This is a genomic window from Streptomyces sp. MUM 2J, from assembly GCF_022414535.1.
Classification (GTDB): Bacteria; Actinomycetota; Actinomycetes; order Streptomycetales; family Streptomycetaceae; genus Streptomyces.
This window is the reverse complement of record NZ_JADWYM010000005.1, coordinates 17,579-34,412: the sequence shown is the minus strand read 5'-3', so window position 1 is coordinate 34,412 and position 16,834 is coordinate 17,579. Positions and strand designations below refer to the sequence as shown.

The 16,834-nt window shown below is 67.4% G+C and carries 17 protein-coding genes and 1 tRNA gene; 11 read left to right on the top strand and 7 right to left on the bottom strand.

Annotation, left to right across the window (positions count from 1 at the left end; translation table 11 throughout):
* Positions 1-222 precede the first annotated feature (222 nt).
* From I3F54_RS06555 to I3F54_RS06520, 8 genes are all read left to right on the top strand, one after another.
* The gene (locus tag I3F54_RS06555; RefSeq protein WP_240117655.1) at positions 223-984 is read left to right on the top strand and encodes a bifunctional 2-polyprenyl-6-hydroxyphenol methylase/3-demethylubiquinol 3-O-methyltransferase UbiG; all 762 of its coding nucleotides are present in this window, start codon (positions 223-225) and stop codon (positions 982-984) included.
* Positions 965-1,675, top strand: a complete 711-nt coding sequence (locus I3F54_RS06550) for an ABC transporter ATP-binding protein (protein WP_240117654.1) — start codon at positions 965-967, stop codon at positions 1,673-1,675. Before I3F54_RS06555 ends, I3F54_RS06550 begins: the two co-directional genes overlap by 20 nt.
* Position 1,676: 1 nt before the next feature.
* Positions 1,677-3,305, top strand: a complete 1,629-nt coding sequence (locus tag I3F54_RS06545) for a DUF6297 family protein (protein WP_240117653.1) — start codon at positions 1,677-1,679, stop codon at positions 3,303-3,305.
* Between the two features lie 192 nt (positions 3,306-3,497).
* On the top strand, positions 3,498-4,403 hold the full coding sequence (locus tag I3F54_RS06540; RefSeq protein WP_240117652.1) for an ABC transporter ATP-binding protein: 906 nt from the start codon (positions 3,498-3,500) through the stop codon (positions 4,401-4,403).
* A gap of 38 nt (positions 4,404-4,441) precedes the next feature.
* A complete protein-coding gene (locus tag I3F54_RS06535) occupies positions 4,442-5,242 on the top strand; it encodes an ABC transporter permease (protein ID WP_240117651.1) in 801 nt (266 codons plus the stop codon).
* A 24-nt stretch (positions 5,243-5,266) separates the two neighbouring features.
* Positions 5,267-6,241, top strand: coding sequence for an LLM class flavin-dependent oxidoreductase (locus I3F54_RS06530; protein ID WP_240117650.1), 975 nt, complete (start codon positions 5,267-5,269; stop codon positions 6,239-6,241).
* Complete coding sequence (locus I3F54_RS06525) at positions 6,234-6,857, top strand: flavoprotein (protein ID WP_240117649.1); 624 nt, start codon at positions 6,234-6,236, stop codon at positions 6,855-6,857. Before I3F54_RS06530 ends, I3F54_RS06525 begins: the two co-directional genes overlap by 8 nt.
* 19 nt (positions 6,858-6,876) lie before the next feature.
* Positions 6,877-7,809, top strand: a complete 933-nt coding sequence (locus tag I3F54_RS06520) for a hypothetical protein (protein WP_240117648.1) — start codon at positions 6,877-6,879, stop codon at positions 7,807-7,809.
* Positions 7,810-7,877: 68 nt separating this feature from the next.
* Here I3F54_RS06520 and I3F54_RS32490 read toward each other — a convergent pair whose 3' ends face one another.
* The 3 genes from I3F54_RS32490 to I3F54_RS06510 form a co-directional block, all read right to left on the bottom strand.
* Positions 7,878-8,306 (bottom strand): helix-turn-helix domain-containing protein, encoded by a 429-nt coding sequence (locus I3F54_RS32490; protein WP_374205865.1) that lies wholly within the window; start codon positions 8,304-8,306, stop codon positions 7,878-7,880.
* A 241-nt stretch (positions 8,307-8,547) separates the two neighbouring features.
* Positions 8,548-9,924 (bottom strand): pitrilysin family protein, encoded by a 1,377-nt coding sequence (locus I3F54_RS06515; RefSeq protein WP_240117647.1) that lies wholly within the window; start codon positions 9,922-9,924, stop codon positions 8,548-8,550.
* Positions 9,921-11,129 (bottom strand): pitrilysin family protein, encoded by a 1,209-nt coding sequence (locus I3F54_RS06510; RefSeq protein WP_240117646.1) that lies wholly within the window; start codon positions 11,127-11,129, stop codon positions 9,921-9,923. The genes I3F54_RS06515 and I3F54_RS06510 overlap by 4 nt, the downstream gene beginning before the upstream one ends.
* 261 nt (positions 11,130-11,390) lie before the next feature.
* On the opposite strand from I3F54_RS06510, the gene lxmK reads away from it, so the two are divergent.
* The 3 genes from lxmK (at position 11,391) to I3F54_RS06495 (ending at position 13,867) form a co-directional block, all read left to right on the top strand.
* Entirely contained in the window at positions 11,391-12,548 is a 1,158-nt protein-coding gene (lxmK, locus tag I3F54_RS06505; RefSeq protein ID WP_240117645.1) for a class V lanthionine synthetase subunit LxmK, read from the top strand.
* The gene (locus I3F54_RS06500) at positions 12,545-13,519 is read left to right on the top strand and encodes a T3SS effector HopA1 family protein (protein ID WP_240117644.1); all 975 of its coding nucleotides are present in this window, start codon (positions 12,545-12,547) and stop codon (positions 13,517-13,519) included. Before lxmK ends, I3F54_RS06500 begins: the two co-directional genes overlap by 4 nt.
* A gap of 69 nt (positions 13,520-13,588) precedes the next feature.
* Positions 13,589-13,867 (top strand): hypothetical protein, encoded by a 279-nt coding sequence (locus I3F54_RS06495; RefSeq protein WP_240117643.1) that lies wholly within the window; start codon positions 13,589-13,591, stop codon positions 13,865-13,867.
* Between the two features lie 86 nt (positions 13,868-13,953).
* Here the strand turns inward: I3F54_RS06495 and I3F54_RS06490 are convergent, their stop codons facing one another.
* The 4 genes from I3F54_RS06490 to I3F54_RS06475 form a co-directional block, all read right to left on the bottom strand.
* Positions 13,954-14,127: an LxmA leader domain family RiPP gene (locus I3F54_RS06490; RefSeq protein WP_240117642.1), complete on the bottom strand. Its 174-nt coding sequence runs from the start codon at positions 14,125-14,127 to the stop codon at positions 13,954-13,956.
* Positions 14,128-14,564: 437 nt separating this feature from the next.
* Positions 14,565-14,638: transfer RNA gene (locus I3F54_RS06485), tRNA-Pro, on the bottom strand.
* 33 nt (positions 14,639-14,671) lie between these two features.
* Positions 14,672-15,466, bottom strand: a complete 795-nt coding sequence (locus I3F54_RS06480) for a Pr6Pr family membrane protein (RefSeq protein WP_240117641.1) — start codon at positions 15,464-15,466, stop codon at positions 14,672-14,674.
* 275 nt (positions 15,467-15,741) lie between these two features.
* Entirely contained in the window at positions 15,742-16,671 is a 930-nt protein-coding gene (locus I3F54_RS06475; RefSeq protein ID WP_240117640.1) for a metallophosphoesterase, read from the bottom strand.
* Positions 16,672-16,834: the final 163 nt, after the last annotated feature.

Genomic DNA, 16,834 nt, shown 5'->3' with positions numbered 1-16,834 from the left:
CGAACAGCCTGCGGGACGGGCGCTGAGTCTTATGCGCAAACTTTGATGAAGGATCGGTAAGTGCAGGTGAGTGGTCTGCTCGTCTGCACTTACACATAACTTGGGTGTCGGGCCCAGGGTGACTTTGTGGTCAACTGAGGCTCCCCTGAGTCATTGCACGCAGGCGGCTCAGACGGGAGACAGATGAAAATGATCGCTGCTTGCCCTGCGGGAGTGGACGCTATGGACTCGACGCAAACCTATGACAGCCTGGCCGATGTCTACGATCTGATGTACCCGGCGTCCTCACCGGACATCAAGGACGCTGTCGACTTCCTCGCCCGGATGTGCCCAGAAGAGGGGAAGATTCTGGAGTTCGGTGTAGGCAGCGGACGGCTCGCAGTGCCGCTCGCTCAGCGGGGCTTCGAAGTGCACGGGGTCGACGGGTCCCAGCGGATGCTCGACAAACTCGCCGAGCGGGACACGGACGCACGCGTGCGCGCCTTCGCGGCCGACTTCACCAAAGTGAGCACCGGGGAGACCTACGATGTGGTCTTCATCGCCCTCAACACATTGTTCGCACTGCATACGGCGGAGCAGCAAGTGGAGTGCGTGACCCGAATGCGGGAGCACCTGGCACCTGGCGGCCGAGTGGTCATCGAAGCGTTCGACCCGATGCCGTACCACCAGCAGCAGGGGGAGCACACCAGCACCCGCTACCTGTCCCCCAGCTCGGTCATGCTGGACAGCAGCCACGTCGTGCGGACTCGGCAGTTGGTTTTGGTCATCCACACCGTTCTGGACGGCACCGTGCCCCGGCCCACACAGGAGATCCTCCGCTACGCCTGGCCCTCCGAAATCGATCTCATGGCCCGGATTGCTGGATTGCGCCTCGTGGGACGGACTGCAGGATGGCGTGAAGAGCCCTATGGCGAGACGAGTGTCCGTCACATCTCTGTCTATGCTGTCGATGATGTCAAGGACCATGACGGAAGCGGCAGTTGATCACGAGGACATGAGAGCCCTGCTGGAATTGCAGGAGGTGACGCGTTCCTACGATGGATCCCAGGTGTTGCAGGGGGTGAATCTGACTGTGGCACCGGGGCAGTGCGTCGCTCTCACAGGCAGCAACGGATCCGGCAAATCGACACTTCTCCGTCTGGCGGCGGGGCGCGAGCGGCCCACCTCCGGCACCGTCCTCTTCGACGGCGCTTCGATGCACGGCGACGAACCGGCCGTGCGGGCGGCGGTCGCCACCGTGATGGATGTCGACGCCTTCTATCCCGATCTGACGGTCCGTGAGCACCTCATGCTCGTGGCGCTCGCGCATGGCCTGGGCGCGACGGCGCGCGACGCTGTGGCTGAGGTTCTGGCCAGTCACCACCTGGCGGACCACGCCGATCTGCTGCCGTCCGCGCTGTCTTCCGGGCTGAGGCAGCAGATGCTGCTGGCCGCGGCGTTCGTTCGCCCGCACGACCTGCTCATCGTCGACGAGCCCGAACAGCGGCTGGACGCCGCTGCGCGGCGGGAACTCGCGGACCGGCTGGCCCGGCATAAGGCACAGGGGGTGGCCATCCTCATGGCCACCCACAACGACCAGCTCGTCGAGGCGGTCGCGGACCGTGTGATGAGGCTGGCAGACGAGCAGCAGACCGAATCGGCGGGAGACGGGCGTGAGCACGGAAACGTCTTCTGACGTGCGATTGCCTGTCCAGCGGCCCGACAGCACTGCCGAGGTCCTGCGATTTCTGCGGGCCGCGCGCAGCGAGTACCGGACGGAGCGGCGCAAGAGCGCTGCCTTCGTGGCGTATCTGCTCGTGCTGTTCGGCGGGGTGTGGGGTGTGCCCGCCCTGCTGACTGTGGCGCGGCTGGGACAGTCGAGTCGACTCGACCGCTCGGAACCGCTCCTGCAGGCTCTGCCCCTGTGGCTGCCCGCCGTCCTTGCCCTGGCGTCGCTGCTCATCGTGCGCAGCGCTGTGTGGCGCGGCCCCGTCGTCGTGGACAGTGCGACGGTGTCCTGGCTGCTGCCGCAGCCGATGGCGCGCGGACCGCTCCTGCTGCCGCGGTTGGCGTCATCGGCCACCGTCAGCGCGTTTCTCGGCATGATGACCGGTGGTGTGCTCGGCTTCCTCATCGCCAATGTGTCGGGGGCCGCCTGGCTTTCGGTCACTGCTGCGGGCGCTTGGGCCGGGCTGAGTACCGCGCTGGTTGGCACCGGGCTCAGCGTTGTGATTGTGCGCCACGAAGGGCGATGGGAACGGCAGCAGCGCGTGATCTTCCAGGCCGGCTGGTGCGGAGTCGCCCTGCTGGGCCTGCTATCCGTCATCGCCCTGACCCGTGGGCTGCCCACGTGGGCAGCCACCACCGTCTTGTGGCTGCTGCCCTGGGGCTGGGCGGCTCAGCCCCTCACGGCGGCCGCGCTGGGCACGGCGCCAGGCTGGCCACTGGCCATGCTGATCTGGGCGTGCAGCATCGCCGTGTTGGCGCGCTTGGCGGTGCGGGTCGTCCCGGACATTCCCGGAGAGGCCCTGCGACTGCGCGCCACGGTCGCCGACCGCATGGGTGCCTCGCTCTTCTCCTTGGACCTACGGCGGGCGCGTTCCGCGATGCGAGTGCGACAGCGGCGAGGGGCACGTCCCGCGTCGTTGGTCCGGTCGCCGCGCCTGTCGTGGCTGGTACTTCCCTGGCGGGACGCGCTCAGCCTCGTGAGAGCGCCCGGCCGGCTCGGCTGGGGCTTCGCATGGTCCGCTCTGTCCACCGCCGCCCTCGCCTTCTCGTCCACCCGGACCGGAGTCACCGCCACGCTGTCCTCCTGCGCCGCCGTGTGGTTCCTCTACCTCGCGGCCGCGCAGTTCGTCGAGCCGGCACGACTGGAGAGCGACGACATGCGCCGCAGCGCCCTGCTGCCCTACCGCGCGGGGACCCTGGCGCTGTGGCACGCGGTCGTGCCCGGACTGCTGCTGGCGGCTGCTACGGGGCTCGGCCTCGCGGTGTGCGTTGTCGGTGGTTGGTGGACACCTGCGCTGGCGGCGGTGCCGGCGGCGGTGCCGGCGAGCGTCGGAGCGGCTCTCGTCGGCGCCTACCGGGGTCAGGTCCCCTTTCACCTGCTGGTGGGTGCCGAGACGCCGATGGGTAACACCGCGCCGATCCAGACGGCCGTCTGGTACTTGCGTGGGCTACTGGCGCTGATGGCGCTCGCCGGCCCCGCAGTGGTCGCCGCTGCGGCGGACGGGTCCTGCGGGCCGCAGGGCGCGGCGTGGCTGCTCCTGGCCGGCGTCGCGGGCTTGCTCTGGGCCCACCGGACCGCTCGGCGGCTGCACGGTTGACTCCTCGAGCTGCCGCGGTGACGCCTGTCGCGGCAGCCGGGCCGCCAAGCTACGGAGCAACGCGGTAAGTTGAGAATCACAAGCACACACGTTGGCAGCAGCGGGATGCCACCAAACCGCGCGTGTGCACCTGATGAGCCACATTCCGCTGGAAGTAGGACCCCGGCAAGTCCCGCGCCTAGGCTCGACCGCATGGTTGCTCGTACACCAGCCGAAGCCTCGGAGGTCAGGCCGTTCCCTGCGCACGACCCGCTTGCCGTCAGCGTGCGCGGGTTGCGTATGCGGTACGGCGACAGAGACGTTCTGCGCGGGGTCGACCTCGAGATCCGGCGCGGCGAGGTACTTGCGCTGCTCGGCCCGAACGGCGCGGGCAAGAGCACGACCATCGAGATCCTGGAAGGGTTCCGGCGTCGCTCCGACGGCGACGTCCGCGTGCTCGGGCACGACCCCCAGCATGTCGGAGAAGACTGGCGGGCACGGGTCGGAATCGTCATGCAGTCATGGCGGGACCATGCACGATGGCGGGTACGGGAGTTACTCGACCACTTCGCCCGCTACTACCGCAACGCGCGGACCGCCGACGAACTGCTGACGGCCGTCGGCCTGACCGACCAGGCCACGCAGGAGTGTCACCGACTGTCCGGCGGGCAACGGCGACGCCTCGACGTCGCCCTGGGCATCATCGGCCGGCCTGAGCTTCTCTTCCTGGACGAACCGACCACCGGGTTCGATCCCGAGTCACGATTCGCCTTCCACGAGCTCATCGAGCGCCTTCGCGCCACAGACAACACGACCATCCTGCTGACCACACACGACCTGGCGGAGGCCGAGCGCCTGTCCGACTCCATCGCCGTGCTGATCAACGGACGCCTCATCACGCGCGGGCCGACGGAGCGGCTGGTCAGCGAGGTCGGAGCCGAGGCCGAAGTGCGCTGGGTAGAAGAAGGCGCCGTCCAGCGCCAGTTCACGTCCGCCCCCTCGAGGCTGGTCTGGGAGCTGCACTGCCGGATCGGCGGCCCTGTCGAAGGGCTGGAGATCCGCCGGCCCACTCTGGAAGACACCTACCTGCGGCTGCTGCGTCAGGAGCAAGTGTCATGAACCGAGGTCACATCGCGGCAGGACTGCACCGTGGGGTGATGGAACTGCGCCACATCCGACGCGATCGCCGTGCTCAGGCCGGGCTCCTCGTGAACCCGCTCATGTTCCTTCTCGTGGCGTCCGGGCGTGACGGCGACATCCCCGGTAGCCACGTACCCGCCGCCAACCAGGTCATCAGCGGCGGCATCGCCTCCGTTATCTTCCTTGCGGCACTGACCTGGCTGCCTCAGCAACTGGCCAACGACAGGGAGGATGGAACCCTGCTGCGGCTCCGCGGCACGCCGGGAGGGATACCCGCGTACCTGCTGTCCAAGGTCGTGGCACTCACTGGTACGGCGCTCATCACCGTCGCGGTCCTGCTCATCAGCGGCACTCTGGTGACTGACGCCACGTTACCCACCGACGTCAGCCACTGGATGACTCTGCTGTGGGTGCTGCTCCTCGGACTCGCCGCGCTTGCCCCGCTCGGGGCCGCCCTCGGAGCAGTGCTTCCCAGCTCACGCGAAGCAGTCGCGCTGCTGTCCCTTCCGGTCTTCGGGCTCATTTTCATCTCGGGTGTCTTCTATCCGATGAACCAGATGCCTCGATGGCTTCAGACGGCTGGGGAAGTCTTCCCCCTCGCATGGATGGCAAGAGGAGTACGTTCCGCGCTCCTCCCCGACAGCGCACTCGCCGCGGAAACCGGCCACAGCTGGCAGCACGTTCAGACGGCTGGTGCGCTGACGGCCTGGCTTCTGGCCGCACTGCTGATCGCCCCGAGCCTGCTGAGGAGGGCTGCTCGCCAGCAATCGGGCAGCAGGCTCAGCGCCCGCCGCGAGTTCGCCGCCCATCGCTCCTGACCGACAGAGGACACGATGACGTCAATGGAACACAGCACCGGCATCGTCTGCCCGCTGATGGTGGCCGACATCGGCCAGGTGCTGCCGATGGCCCGCCTGCTGCAACAGCGCGGTGCGGGCAGGCTCTGGCTCGGCCAGTCCCTGCGGGTGGAGACACATCAGGTGTTCGCCGCCCTGACGGGTATGGGCGTACGCATCTCCATGGGCAGCGGAGTCGCCCTGGCGCCGCTGCGCCACCCCTACGACGCCGCGATGCAGGCCCGGTCCGTGGCCGCGTTGAGCGGCATGCCCTATGTGGCGGGCATAGGCCCTGCCGCGCCGGAATTCCAGAGGTCGCTTCGCAAGGACTCGTACGCCGCGCCTCTCGCCGCCATGCGGGAGTACGTCTCGATCATGCGGCGGCTGCTCTCCGGCGAGTCCGTCGACTTCGCAGGTGATCACTATCAGGTGCGGGGTCGGCTGGTGTCTCAGTCGCACCCAGGTGTGGAGCTGGGGCTCGGCGTACTGCGGCCCCGGATGGCGCGACTGGCAGGAGCCGTCGCTGACGTCGCCGTCACATGGATGACGCCGGCTCACTACCTGGCCGACACATTGGTGCCCGCCCTGACCGAGGGCGCCACCGACGCAGACAGGCCCAGGCCGCGAGTGGCCACGATGGTGCACGTCGCCGTCGCCAGACCGGGTCGCGACATCCGGCGCACAGCCCTTGCCGGCGCCGGTGCTCACCTGGGGGCCGCCCACTACACCGACATGCTCCGCAGAGCCGGAGTCGAGGCATGGCCGGACGATCCGGCTGCCGGAGCGGACGCACTGGTGAAGTCGGGGGTCTTCGTCTCCGGCTCGGCGGACGACATCGCGCGGGACCTGGACGCTTACCGTCGTTCCGGAGTGGACGAGATCGCGCTCAACCCGGCCGGAGTGATCCAGAGTGAGGGGCTCGGCGCCGCCATGACGGATCTCGAAGAGATCTTCGCCGCGTTGGATCGGCTTCATGGCTGAGTCACCCGGCAGTGCTGCGCCCGCGCCCGCCTTCGGCGCCCGCCAACTGCTCTACGTCGGGACCGGATCACTGGGCGTGATGTTCATGCCGATGTGGTCGCAGTGGCTGCGCACAAGCTATCCGCAGCTGGAGGTGCGCACGGTCGTCACACGTTCGGCGGAGCAGTTCGTCACCCGCACGGCCCTCACCGTTTTCAGCGGCAGCGAGATCCTGGTGGATGTATGGCCTGACGAGCCGCGTCCGAAGGCCCTGCACGTCGAACTCGCGCAGTGGCCTGACACCGTGGTGATACACCCTGCGAGCTTTCATTTCGTGAGCAGGCTGGCCTTGGGGATGGCGGACACTCCCGTCCTTCTCGCTCTGCAGTGCACACAGGCCGCCGTCGCCGTCGCTCCTGCCGTGCCGCCGGGCGGGCTCGACTCACCTGCCTACCGGCGGCACATCGAAGCCCTCGCGGAGCGCCCCAATGTCATCGTCATACCTCCGACGACCGGGCGCAGTGTGACGACGGGCCGAATGGAGGCATCCGTGGCGGCTCCGCTATCGGAGGTACTGGCGCGCACTGAGCAACTACGCCTGAGGATGCTCGCGCAGTCCGGACGTGAGGAGCGCTGATTCCAGGATGCGACGGCTCGTGGAAGAGTTCGAGACCGGCTACCAGCGGACTGCGGTCTACCGGACGGACAGCGGCTACCTGTGGGTGCGCAGCCCCGGCCCGGACCGGCTGGGCGGCATGGTGGAACCCGGCCCCGAGCAGCGTGCGGCGCTCACAGCCCACACTCCCCGCGGCATGGCTCTGCGGCTGGCGGAGAAGGTCGACGAGTCTCTCGTCTACCGGGTTCAGGGCTGTGAGACGGCCGCGCGGGTGGCCTTCGGCTGGCAGGGCGGCGCAGACGGACTTGAGCGGTTGGTGTCTGCGGCACACGCGGTGGGCCGCAGCCTCGCAGGGTTGCACGCCGACGTGCTGGCCACTGCGGCCGAATCGAGTCCGCCGGCCCCCTCACGCGTGATCCGCTGGATGTCCACGGAGCAGGGGCCTCGAGGGGCTGCAGCATTCCATGGAGTCCTGCACACACACCTCGGTCCCGCACGGTGGCGTCGGGTACTGCGCTGGTGTCAGGAGTTCGCCGAACCTGGACATGCCGACACCGTTCTTCTCCACGGGGCGCCCAGCCTGGGATCAGTGATCCTGGGCTCCGAGGGGGCAGCGGACTGCCTGCTGACCGGCGAAGAGGTGTCTCGTGGCCCTGCCGGATACGACGTGGGCTGGCTGGTGGGCGAGATCCTCGAATGGGATATGACGGCGAGTGCGCCCGAGAACACCGCCAAACGGGCAGCAGCCCGGCACGTGGGCCGGGCGCTGCTGGGCGGTTACGGCACGCTGCCCGACACAACGGCGGTCAGCCGGGCGGCCGTGCTGCGCGTCCTCACGCACGCACACGACTTCGCCGCCTACCGTGGTTGGCATCCAGAGTTGGCGCAGTACGCCAGATCACTGTCCCGCTTGGTCGATGAGACGTGCGCGGGGACGCTGCTCGCCTCTTCGGGCCTGCTGCAGAACCCGTGATGTCCGGTGGCCGACCCCGGGACCGTCAATACGGAGAACGGCGTGGCCCCACCGGTGGTCGTGCTATTTCAGACGGACTGCCGAAGGCGCGTGAACGGCCTTCCACCGTGTATACGTGCGTCGTGGGATGTCGAGGATGTCACAGAAGAGCGAGATGCTGATTCCGGACTCCCGTCGGATCTTTTCGAGTTCGAGAAAGGGACCGATCGGTACTCCCCGGCGCGCCTCCTGACACGCAACTGAATGTACGCTTCACCGAGCGCGGTTTTGAGCTCGGTGATTTCCGCCTGCAGCTCACGTTCTCGCCTTGTGCTCTTAGAGAGGACGCCCTCGAGGGCCTCTCTCCCACCGTCGATGAACTTGTTCCGCCAGTTGGCGACCGACTGCTGGGAAACCTTGGCCTGGCGTGAAGCTTGCGCCAGTGATATCTCACCCGACAGGACTCTCAGCACCAGCTTGAGCTTTTCGTCGGCAGATATTGCAGGAGGGCGCGGCATACTTTGAATCCCCCGTACAGTTGTTACGGCTGCATCGTTTCCGAGCCAGGTGCGGCGTGCTCGAAATGGTCATGCGAACTTTGTCGCTTCCTCGCACTTCCGTCACCCGCGCCTCGACAGTACGTCGCAAGCTTGGAGGGGGCAACCTTTTTTGACTCGTCACTTGATAGTTTGGCCGGAATGTCCGTCAAGCAATGGCCGAAATATTTCTGTAGTCGGCTCGGGGTTGATGGCAGCGCCGCTACATCGCCGCATTACTGTCGAATTGCACGCCCAAGTCTGCTAGAGGGGCGGACAGCACCTGCGCATCGCCGATGACGATCCCGCTGAAGCTATCGGGGGAGAAGAACGTGTTAACCGCCTCGCGGACCTCCGCCTGCGAAACATCCGAGAGTCTGCGCGGGAAAGTGCATGCATGGTCGATGGGCAAGTTTAGGAGTAAGGCGGTAAGAAGGGCGGATGCCATCCCAGACTGGGACGAAAGCGACATCGTCATCACGCCGGCGGTATATTGGCATGCGGCGCCGATTTCCTCCATGGATGGCGGATCATCGGATAGACGGTGCAATTCCGACAGGATAATCCCGTACGATCGAGCTGTCGCCTCCGTTGCGCTGTCGGCTTCAACGAGCAGAGACAACCGGTCTGCGGTGTCACGCAGCCGAGAACTGACTCGATAGGCCAGCCCCTCGCGCTCACGCAGCACGGTGACCAGACGTGAGGAGAAATAGCCGCCGAAAACCGCTTCGGCCAGGCATAGGGCGGGGAACGCGGCATCGGAGCGCGGCACTGTGCAGCGCAGAAGCCTGATCTGCGACTGCACGGAATCGGGGCGGTGCTGCAACCGCACTCCGGGAACCGTCGAAGGCAGCGCCGGCAATGTGGCGGGTACGGAAGCACCGCGCCACTCACCGAGAGCGCTGTCCAGGAAGCGAACCGTTCGTTCCGGATCATGATCGCCGACCAGTACGAGAACAGCACCTTCAGGTCGCAGGCAGCGTGCATGCAGTGCTCGTACCTGATCGGCCGTCACGGAAGTCAAGTCGGCGCCTGAGGGCATGTCGCGCATCGCCGCAGCAGGGCCGAAACAGTGGGTGATCAGACTCTGCTCCGCCACCACATGAGGCTGTGCGCGGGCGAGAGACAACTGCCGCGCGAGACGCAGCCGAGCCTGGGCCACTTCCGTCTCTGCGTGCTCGGCGCGCACCAACATCTCGGTGACAACGGACATGAGGTCGCCAAGAGCGCTTGCCGGGGTCGAGCCCGAGAAGGTGAGCCAACGTGCAGAGCGCTGCACGACCAAGGTCGCCCCGTGGTCGGACAGCCGTGCCTCCATCTCGTCGTGTGCCAGGATGGCTGACCCGCGCAGGAGCGTCTCGCACAGCACCATCAAGGCGGCAGCCTCGTCGGTGGCCAGAGACGGTATCGGAACAGCGCCACGCACCTCGACCATGGGGCTCGACGGTCGATGCGCTGCCACCACTCGCACTCCGTTGGCCAGGACGGAGTCCACGACCGGGGGCATGCTCAGGACAGGGGTGAAGCCCACGTGCGGCAGCCCGGACGCCACGGCAGGGATCGGACCTGACCCGAAGCGCGCCGGGTTCCACTCGTTCATTCATTACCCCCCGGCGTCCCCGGTACCAACTGGACCACGGCACGCGCATCGGGAATCAGCCCCTGTGCGGCTGTGGCCAAGTCCACGGCGTCGACCGAGGACAGCGCGCCGGGTAGCTTGTCGAGCAGCTCGGCGCGGCCGAACAGCAGCTCAAGCGTGCCCAGCGCCGGGGTGCGGAGAGCGAGGGAGTCGAACTTGCGGTGCCTCGCAGCCGCTGTCATCGCCACCGCTCGGTCGACCTCGCGCGGCGTGGGCCCCTCGGCCGCCAGGCTGTGCAACTCCTCGTCCAAGGCCGCGATCACCGCATCGGTTGATGTGCCAGGGGAGTGCACGACCACACCCAGCAGAAGGTCCGGGTGGCGCGCGTCAAGAGCTCCGAACAGTCCGCATCCCATGCTCACGTCGGTCGCCACACCTGTGCGTCCTATTAGTCTTCGCCGCAGGCGGGAGGAGTCGCCGGTGGAGAGAAGGGAGCACAGGACCATATGCGCCAGATATCGGAGCGGCGCAGTCCGCGGGTCGGGTAGCCGGTATCCGATCGCTGTAGCGGGCAGCGGGGCGCGTCGGTCGTGATGCACGCCTGTCCGCATGCCCCTCGGTGCCGGCTCGTCGGACTCGGAAACCGCTGGAACGGTCCGTGCGGGAATGTCCGCGAAATGCCGCCACACAAGTTCCATCACCTGGCACGGCTGCACGTCACCGGCCACGGTCAACACTGCGTTGCCGGGTGCGTAGTAGGTCTCAAAGAATTCCTCGCAGTCTGCAACGGACACCTTCTCGAGAGCGCTGAAGTCGCCGTATCCGTTGTGCGTATTGTGGAACTCGCTGAACAACACTGACGGGAGGACGGTCCACGGGAATCCCCCGTACGGCTTGTTCATCAAGTTGAGCCGGATCTCCTCCTTCACGACATCCACCTGTGTGCGGAGGCTTTCCACCGTGAAGACGGGCTCTCGCATGCGGTCGGCTTCCATGAATAGAACGCGTTCGAGTGCATTCGATGGGAACACCTGGTGGAACACCGTGTAATCCTGGTGCGTGGAACCGTCGATCGCGCCACCTGCGGACTGGATCAGCCGGAAATGGTCTCCGCGTGGTATGCGGGCACTGCCCTGAAACATGAGGTGCTCGAAGAGATGAGCGAAGCCGGATCGGCTCGGGCTTTCGGAACGGAAACCGACGCCGTAGTGGACACTGACTCCCACGGTCGGTCCACTCGTGAGCGGCTGTATGACTACACGCAGGCCATTTGGCAGCATATGCCGCTGGAGGCGTGGAACGGGCATGTGACGCACCCTAGACGAGTCGGGTAAGTTTCAAAACGCCACAAGCGAGTCGTATGTTTGGTCGGCGGCGTGCGTGGCTGCTGCTGCCCAGCAGGAGCCGCCAACCCCACCCAATGTAAGCCGGTTTAAGGGTGAGCCATCCCTTGTCCTCGAAGCGTGGCACCCCTACGGTCGCCAGACATGATTGCTAGCCAGAAGGTGCTGCGAGAATCGGCACAGGCACGCTTCGCACCGGTTGATCTGAGCACGGCTCCCGAAGTGAACGCATTACTGACTCGAAGCGGCCTCGGTAGCTTCCACACCGATACCGTCGTGGCGCACGTAGGCCGTAACGACAACTGGGCAGGAAAGACAACCGTTGGACAGCCGGTGTTCGTGAAACGGCTCGGGGGTGACAGATCCGAGGCCGCACGCCGATATCGCCGGATCATCACCTTCGAAAAGCTGGCGGCGGAACTCGCCGAGATGCCATTGGCAAGCCCGCGACTCCTTGGAGCAGATGAGCAGCACCTGCTTTTGCTGTTCGAAGGCTTGGAGGACGCCAGGTCAGGGTCAGAACTCGCCGCCGACGGCGACTTCGACGAAGACCTGTGCCATGAAGCGGGCAGGATGCTGGGCGCCCTTCATTCCTCGGCCGTGGAAGCGGGGGAACTGGACGAGACACCGCATCCCCTTCCGCCGATGGAGAACTTCGAAGCCCTCTCACTGCCGAGGTTCGTCGACGCCGGTTTCGCCGAGATGGAAGCCTGGAGCTTTCTCCAGGCCGACCGGCAACTGGTCTCAGCGCTGCGCACCCTGCGTGAGCACGAAGCCTCGACCCTGAAAGTGCCCACGCACGGAGACCTGCGCCTCGACCAATACCTGCTGCACGGTGACACACTGCACCTGACAGACTGGGAGGAACTCCGGCTCGGGGACCCCGCGCGGGACACCGGCGGGTTCGTCGGCGAGTGGCTCTATCGGGCAGTGCGTGACATCCCCAAGACTCTCAGACACGACGTGGACCGGCCCTTCGACCAGGAGGCGACCCACCGGGAGATCCTGACCTACGGGGCCCGGGAGATTGAACGGCTTCACCCCCGCATGCACGCCTTCTGGGAAGGCTATTCACGGGAATGGACGACGGCCGGCAAGTTGGCAGGGCAAGCAGTCGATGCCGACCTGCCCGTTCGGACTGCGGCGTTCGCGGGTTGGCACATGATCGACCGGCTCCTCGCGAACTCCCAGTATGTTCCCAGAATCGGCGCAGCCGACCGCGCAGCCGCTGGCATCGGCCGCGTCCTACTGCTTGACCCACACGCACACGTACCGACGCTGGGTCTGGAGAAGACGCGATGACCACTACGGCGCCACGGGTATCGGGCGACCTGCTCAGAGCCCTCGACTCGGTCCAGGTCGCCGAAGGGGCCACGGAAGCCACCGCCCTCGATGAGGAACTGACCGCTGAGAGCCCGAGTGGGCTGGTGAGCCAGCTGCGGACCAGCCTCTACCGAAGGTTGCACGCAGGAATGGACAAGCAGGACAGTCCGCGGGCGCGCAGCCTGCGCGACAACGACCTGGACGCGCGGTACACGGCGGCCATGCCCCACTCCACGACGCTCGTTCCCGCCACTGTCCTGGACGGCCGGAACGACCAACGCGTGATCACCGCAGTGGTGGAGGGCGTGCGCACCCGGGTCCCGGGCAGCTGCGTGGTGAAGTGGCCTCAGCGCGCGTCCGGTCCGGCCCTCCTCCGCCTGCCCGCTCAGCGCCCGGGACGCTCCCCCGGCTTCTTCCTTACCGACAGCTCGCGCGGCCTTCGGACGGGTGCCGCCACACTGCGGATGTACATTCACCTCACCGACCGGGAGACAGCTCCTCAGGTCTGGGGAGTCGTACTGGAAAGGCTCGAAGCACTGGGCCTGCGATACCGAAGCAAGGTGACGTCGAACGGGAATCTTCTGCCCCGTCGCGATGGTCTCGTCATCTACCTCGGGCCCGATGCGTGGGACCACATCGCTCACGTCGCCGACGCGGTGCGCGGCGTGAAAGGGCTGGGAGACATCACGTCGCCGTTCGTCCACCGGCTCGCCCCGGGGATCGGCGCTGCATGGGAGCCGAGGGATCATCGCCCAGGGAAGAGGGGACTCAGCTTCGGCGAGCATCGTTCCCAGGTCCTGGCCGAGGCCCTGGTGGCGCAAACGCTGTCCGTTACCTCTCGGACTCGTGAAGTATGCGTCGCCGAAAGTCTCATCGACGCGGGCGTCGACCCGCTGTTTCCCGCTCGCAACCTCTCTTCGCCCACCCTGCCCGGCTTCGGGTTGGCGTGACCGGTGCCGGACCGAGGAGAACCCACCCATTCCGTATCACCTTTCGCGGGCACGGACCGCGACCAGCTCGTGACGCTACTGCTGGACCTGCTGGCAGGAAAGGCGACTGCCGCCGAATGCGCAACACGGGCAGGACTGACCGTGGACGCCCTGCAGAACGCACGCGGTGTCTTCACCACAGGCGGCTACCGCCGGCTCCAAAGGCGGTCCCGGCGAGGCGCGAAGAGCCTGGCACATCTGGAGAAGCAGGCAGCGGAGCTGCAACGGCTACTGCAAGAGGCCCAATCCGCCGTGGAGATGCTTCGGTCACTGGAGCAGCATCTGGATACCCGGCCCCCGGAACGCTGAACGACAGCCGCACGGATGCCCTCACCGAGGCATTCGCGCGGCTGTCGCGGACTCGGCGCTGAGATCGGCGCCGAAGCAGACGGTTCTCAGCAGCCGTGGTCCCACGTCGCCGTCACCGACGCGGAAACCAGAGAGACGCAGATCTCCGACGAAGTGACGGTGGTGGTGATGGCCGGAGCATCGCTCTCGGCCGCCACTCCGAACTCCTCGGCCGTCGTGTAGGCCGTGTAACCCTCGAGCAGCTGGTCAGCAGCGTTCACGATTCCTCCTGGGTAAGTGTCCCCGTATCGGCCGGCCGCAGGACACAGCCCGCCCGAGCCAAAGGGACGAGACTGGCGGACGCGAGAAGTTGACCATCTGGTCGGCGCCACAGCGACCCCCCAACTTTCCATGGGATTCAGCCACATCGGCTCCTGCCTGCGGGTTCAGCTCTGACGACTTATACGGTGGCTCGCGAGATGCACTTGATGCCTAGACCCGGCAAATCACCGTCAAGCCCTCCGACGTCGACCTGAGGCTGTACGGCTCGACGGCTTCCGCGATGTGTCGCGTGCCGTCTCCGCGAGAGCGGAACGTGAGCAGCCTGGGAGCCGGATTCCATTCCTTGGCTCCCAAACGGCTCCCAAGAGACCCCGGAAACGAATCAGGGGCCCGACCCGCTCTCGCGGATCAGGCCCCTGACCTGGTCTTACGGCTGTCGGGGTGGCGGGATTTGAACCCACGACCTCTTCGTCCCGAACGAAGCGCGCTGCCAAGCTGCGCTACACCCCGGCGTCGCTGCTTGTCGCGGCGACGTCGTTTACTTTAGCCCACCGGCGGCCGGAGACGAAATCCGGTTTTCGCGTGGTGGTGGGCGCGGTGGCGGACGAGGTTGGGGCGGACGTGGTCCAGGGCCACGAGCAGGACGGCCAGGGCGTAGAAGGAGAGGCCGAGGAGCAGGGCGTTGGCGAGGATGCTCTTGTAGCCGTGCTGGTCGACGTCGAGGAAGGGGTACAGGTAGCGGCCCGGCGTTCCGGGGAGGAGAAGCTCGCCGCGGGCCAGGGAGAAGACCAGGTAGGCGGCGGGGTAGAGCATCCACGTCGCGGCCTGGCGCAGGTGGAGGGCGGCGGGGGCGGTCATGAGCAGCCAGTCGAGGACGGCTGCCGTGGGGACGACGGTGTGCAGGAGATGGTGGGCGAGGGTGTGCCATCCCGTCGAGGGGGTCGTGTCCGTCATGGTGAACGCGGGTGCCGCGTCGGTCAGGATCAGGTGGTAGACCAGGGCCGCGATGACGACGTAGAGGAGCGCGGCACCGGTCACGGCCGACGGGAGCGGGCGGCGGGCCGTCCAGGCGCGGCGGGCCGAGAAGAGGCACACCAGGGCCAGCAGGATGCTGCTCTGGACGGTGAAGTAGCTCAGGACCCGGGCCGGGCTGCCGAGCATCACGGCCAGGACCACGCCGCCGGTCGCGAGGGCGGCGACGAGCAGGCGGTAGGCGGCGGTCAGGGGATGACGTACGGGGGCCACCACCGCGGCGGCGGGGACGGGGGAGCGCAGGGGAGCGGGCGTTCCCGGGACCGCGGGCAGGTCCGGGATGTCCCTCGGTATCGGGGCGGTCATGCCCTCACGCTAGGAAAACCGGACATCGGGGGCGATGCGGGCGGGCTGTTCGGGTGATCTCCGGCCGTCGCCCCACGGCTCCGGCCGCTGTCCGCCCGGCCCCGTCCGCCGCCGGTACGGTGCCTGCTCGGTCCGTGCCCGCCCGCCGCCGGTACCGTCCTTGCCCGGTCCTGCTCGTGTCGCCCGTGCTCGTCCCGTCCGTGCCGTTCGGACCCCATCTCACGTCCGTGCCGGTGCCATGCCCTCCCGGCCGTCCGTCCCGTCCCGTGCCGGTGTCAGTCCCGTTCGACCAGGGTCAGCAGCGTCGCCTCCGGCGGGCAGGCGAAGCGCACGGGCGTGTAGCGGCTGGTGCCGCAGCCCGCGGAGACGTGGAGGTACGCCGTGCGGCCTTCCGCCGTGTGGGTGGACAGGCCCTTCACGCGGCCCGTGTCCAGGTCGCAGTTGGTGACCAGGGCGCCGTAGAAGGGGATGCACACCTGGCCGCCGTGGGTGTGGCCGGCCAGGATCAGGGGGTAGTCGTCCGCGGCGAACGCGTCCAGCGTGCGCAGGTACGGGGCGTGTACCACGCCCATCGACACATCGGCCGAGCCCGACGGCCCGCCGGCCACCCGGGCGTACCGGTCGCGCCGGATGTGCGGGTCGTCCAGGCCGGTCAGCTCGACCGACACGCCGCTGTCGATCTTCAGCACGCCCCGCGTGTTGGTCAGGTTCAGCCATCCCGCGGCGTCGAAGCCGTCGCGCAGGCCCTCCCACGGGTTGTGGACCGCGCCGACCACCGGCGGGTTGCCGTTCAGGCCGTGGCGGCCGGACGCCTTCTCCAGCAGGTAGCGGCCGGGGTTGCGCAGCGTCGGGCCGTAGTAGTCGTTCGAGCCGAAGACGTACGCCCCCGGGAACTCCATCAGCGGGCCCAGCGAGTCCAGTACCTCCGGTACGCCCTCGGGGTCGGAGAGGTTGTCGCCTGTGTTGATCACGAAGTCGGGGCGCAGGCCGGCCAGCGAGCGCAGCCAGCGCTGCTTCTTGCGCTGGCCGCTGACCATGTGGATGTCGGAGACCTGGAGAACGCGCAGGGGGCGCATGCCGGAGGGCAGGATGGGAACGGTGATCCGTCGGAGGCGGAAGGAGCGGGTCTCGAAACCCGCGGAGTAGAGCAGTCCGGCGGCACCAACCGCCGCGATTCCCAGGGGAACTCCGTATCGCGCGCGCATGCACCCATGGTGTCAGACCCGCTGGTGGTGCCGGACCGGGCGTCGGGGCTCACGGCAGCCCGTCCATCGCGGTCCCCGCGGCGCCCCGCCCCGCCGAGCCTCGCCCATGTGCCCACGGACTCCCGCGCCCCGCGCCCCGCGCCGGTGCGTTCCGCACCCGTGT

What these genes read in the sequence shown, in the direction of transcription:
- I3F54_RS06555 (WP_240117655.1), top strand. Translation starts at nt 223, where the DNA reads ATGGACTCGACGCAAACCTATGACAGCCTGGCCGATGTCTACGATCTG.
- I3F54_RS06550 (WP_240117654.1), top strand. Translation starts at nt 965, where the DNA reads ATGACGGAAGCGGCAGTTGATCACGAGGACATGAGAGCCCTGCTGGAA.
- I3F54_RS06540 (WP_240117652.1), top strand. Translation starts at nt 3,498, where the DNA reads ATGGTTGCTCGTACACCAGCCGAAGCCTCGGAGGTCAGGCCGTTCCCT.
- I3F54_RS06535 (WP_240117651.1), top strand. Translation starts at nt 4,442, where the DNA reads ATGGAACTGCGCCACATCCGACGCGATCGCCGTGCTCAGGCCGGGCTC.
- I3F54_RS06530 (WP_240117650.1), top strand. Translation starts at nt 5,267, where the DNA reads ATGGAACACAGCACCGGCATCGTCTGCCCGCTGATGGTGGCCGACATC.
- I3F54_RS06525 (WP_240117649.1), top strand. Translation starts at nt 6,234, where the DNA reads ATGGCTGAGTCACCCGGCAGTGCTGCGCCCGCGCCCGCCTTCGGCGCC.
- I3F54_RS32490 (WP_374205865.1), bottom strand. Translation starts at nt 8,306, where the DNA reads ATGCCGCGCCCTCCTGCAATATCTGCCGACGAAAAGCTCAAGCTGGTG.
- I3F54_RS06515 (WP_240117647.1), bottom strand. Translation starts at nt 9,924, where the DNA reads ATGAACGAGTGGAACCCGGCGCGCTTCGGGTCAGGTCCGATCCCTGCC.
- lxmK (WP_240117645.1), top strand. Translation starts at nt 11,391, where the DNA reads ATGATTGCTAGCCAGAAGGTGCTGCGAGAATCGGCACAGGCACGCTTC.
- I3F54_RS06500 (WP_240117644.1), top strand. Translation starts at nt 12,545, where the DNA reads ATGACCACTACGGCGCCACGGGTATCGGGCGACCTGCTCAGAGCCCTC.
- I3F54_RS06480 (WP_240117641.1), bottom strand. Translation starts at nt 15,466, where the DNA reads ATGACCGCCCCGATACCGAGGGACATCCCGGACCTGCCCGCGGTCCCG.
- I3F54_RS06475 (WP_240117640.1), bottom strand. Translation starts at nt 16,671, where the DNA reads ATGCGCGCGCGATACGGAGTTCCCCTGGGAATCGCGGCGGTTGGTGCC.